General features: G+C 65.1%; 2 protein-coding genes. Both read left to right on the top strand.

Annotated elements, in window-relative coordinates; genetic code table 11:
* The first annotated feature begins 265 nt into the window (after positions 1 to 265).
* Entirely contained in the window at positions 266 to 1,792 is a 1,527-nt protein-coding gene (gene istA / locus BGN95_RS05535) for an IS21 family transposase (protein ID WP_286771888.1), read from the top strand.
* A partial coding sequence (gene istB, locus BGN95_RS05540; protein ID WP_286771889.1) for an IS21-like element helper ATPase IstB occupies positions 1,774 to 2,452 on the top strand: 679 nt, incomplete at its 3' end. The genes istA and istB, both read left to right, overlap by 19 nt.

The following is a 2,452-nucleotide window of genomic DNA, read 5'->3' on the forward strand; positions in this document are numbered from 1 at the left end:
GACCTTACCGCCGGACATGCGGGCCGTGATGTTGGAACCGAAGTCGGCCGTGAGGATGCGCTCGGGGTCGATGGTGTCGAGGGTCTCGAAATACATCTGAGCGAGCCCCCGGTACCCGTCCATGTTGCCATGGGTGAGTTGCTGGGCGCGGGCCTGTGAGATCGCCTGCAATGTTGACCCCGTTGGGGGCGGTTATCGCTTTGAAGGTTAGCCCCCCTGTTATCGGCCATGGCTGATCCTTCCGTCTTTTCGGAAGGGTCCGGGGATGACGGGTGTGGAGACGATCGGTCGGATCCGGTTCGAGCATTTCCAGAACGGCAAGGGGATCAAGCGGATCGCGCGAGAGCTCGGCATTGCGCGCGACACGGTTCGCAAAGTGCTCCGCTCCGGCGCGACCGAGTTCTCCTACAAGCGCCAGGTCCAGCCGCGGCGGAAGCTGGGAGCCTGGGTCGATACGCTGACGGCGATCCTCGAGGCCGAAGATCGGCTGCCCCGGCGCGAGCGACGCTCCACGATCCGGCTGTTCGAGGAGCTGCGCGGGCGCGGCTACGACGGAGCCCATGACAGCGTCCATCGGTTCGTGAAGGCCTGGCGTGCCGATCGCGCCCGGCTGCCGGCGCAGGCCTTCATCCCGCTGCGCTTCGATCCCGGCGAGGCTTATCAGTTCGACTGGAGCCACGAGGCGATCGAACTCCACGGGCTGCCCGTGGTGGTGAAGGTCGCTCAGATGCGACTGGCCTATAGCCGGATGCCGATCGTGCGCGCCTATTTCCGCGAGACGCAGGAGATGGTCTTCGACGCGCATGACAAGGCCTTCGCCTTCTATGGCGGGGTCTGTCGGCGCGGCATCTACGACAACATGAAGACCGCGGTGGAGACCGTCTTCGTCGGCCGCGCCCGGGAGTACAACCGGCGCTTCCTTCAGCTCTGCTCGCATCACCTCGTCGAGCCGGTGGCCTGCACGCCGGCGGCCGGCTGGGAGAAGGGCCAGGTCGAGAACCAGGTCGGCACGATCCGCGATTTGCTGTTCCGCCCGCGGCCGAAGGTGAAGACGCTCGACGAGTTGAACGCCTGGCTCGCCGACCAATGTGTCGCCTACGCTCGGCGGGCCAAGCATCCCGAGTTCCGCGATCGGTCTGTCATCGAGGTCTTCGAGGAGGAGAAGGCGCGGCTGATGCCATATCTGGGCCCCTTCGCCGGCTTCGTCGAGAAGCCGATGCGGGCGACCACGACCTGCCTGATCACGCATGATCGCAACAAGTACAGCGTCGATGCCCGGGCCGCCGGCCGCGCCGTGCTGGTGCGCGCCTATGCCGACCGGATCGTTGTGTTGCTCGATGGCGAGAAGGTCGCCGACCATCCCCGCAGCTTCAAGCGCGATCAGGTCGTCTATGATCCCTGGCACTATCTGCCGGTGCTGATGCGCAAGCCGGGCGCTCTACGCAATGGCGCGCCGTTTAAGGACTGGGATTTGCCGGCGCCGCTCACCGTGGTGCGTGAGAAGCTGCGGCGTCATGCCGATGGTGACCGTCAGTTTGTGAAGATCCTCGGCCGCGTCCCCGAGGACGGCATTGCCGCCGTGGCGGAGGCCTGCACCGAGGCGCTCGCGGCCGGCATCGCCAGCGGCGACGTCGTCATCGCGATCCTGGCGCGCCGTCGCCAACCGCCTGTTCCAGCCAGCATCACCACACCCAACGCCCTCAGGCTAAAGACCGAGCCGGTCGCCGACTGCGCCCGATACGACAACCTGCGCAAGAGAAGGGAAGCCCCGCCATGGAACGCCACCAACTGATCGAGGCGATGACCAGCCTCAAGCTCTACGGCATGCGCGCCAGCTTCGACGAGATCGCCGGCAAAGGCCTGAGCCGCCGCGAAGAGATCTATCCCCTGTTGGCGAGCCTAATCCGCGCGGAGCTAACCCATCGCCAGTCGCGTTCAATCAACTACCGCATCAGCGGCGCCAGATTCCCGGTGCTGAAGGATCTCGATGCCTTCATCTTCGACGACACGCCGGTGGACGAGGGGCACATCCGCGAGCTCGCTGCCGGTGAGTTCATCGACGCCAGGCGCAATCTCATCCTGATCGGCGGCACCGGAACGGGAAAGACCCATCTCGCCATCGCGATCGCCGCCGCCGTCATCCGGGCGCGTGCCCGCGGACGCTTCTTCAACCTCGTCGACCTGGTCAATCAGCTCGAACAGGAGAAGGCCGCCGGCAAGAGCGGGCGCATTGTCGAAGCCCTGCTGCGCCAGGATCTCGTCGTCATCGATGAGCTCGGCTATCTGCCTTTCAGCCAGGCCGGCGCGCAGTTGCTCTTCCACTTGATCAGCAAGCTCTACGAGAACACCTCGATCATCATCACCACCAATCTCGCCTTCGCCGATTGGCCACAGATCTTCGCCGACGCCAAGATGACGACCGCGATGTTGGATCGGCTCACGCATCACTGCG

The organism is Sphingomonas sp. 66-10 (assembly GCF_001897045.1).
In the GTDB taxonomy this organism is placed as follows: Bacteria; Pseudomonadota; Alphaproteobacteria; order Sphingomonadales; family Sphingomonadaceae; genus Sphingomonas; species Sphingomonas lycopersici.

Bases quoted from the DNA above. Each gene is read 5' to 3' on its own strand.
- istA (WP_286771888.1), top strand. From the start codon at position 266: ATGACGGGTGTGGAGACGATCGGTCGGATCCGGTTCGAGCATTTCCAG.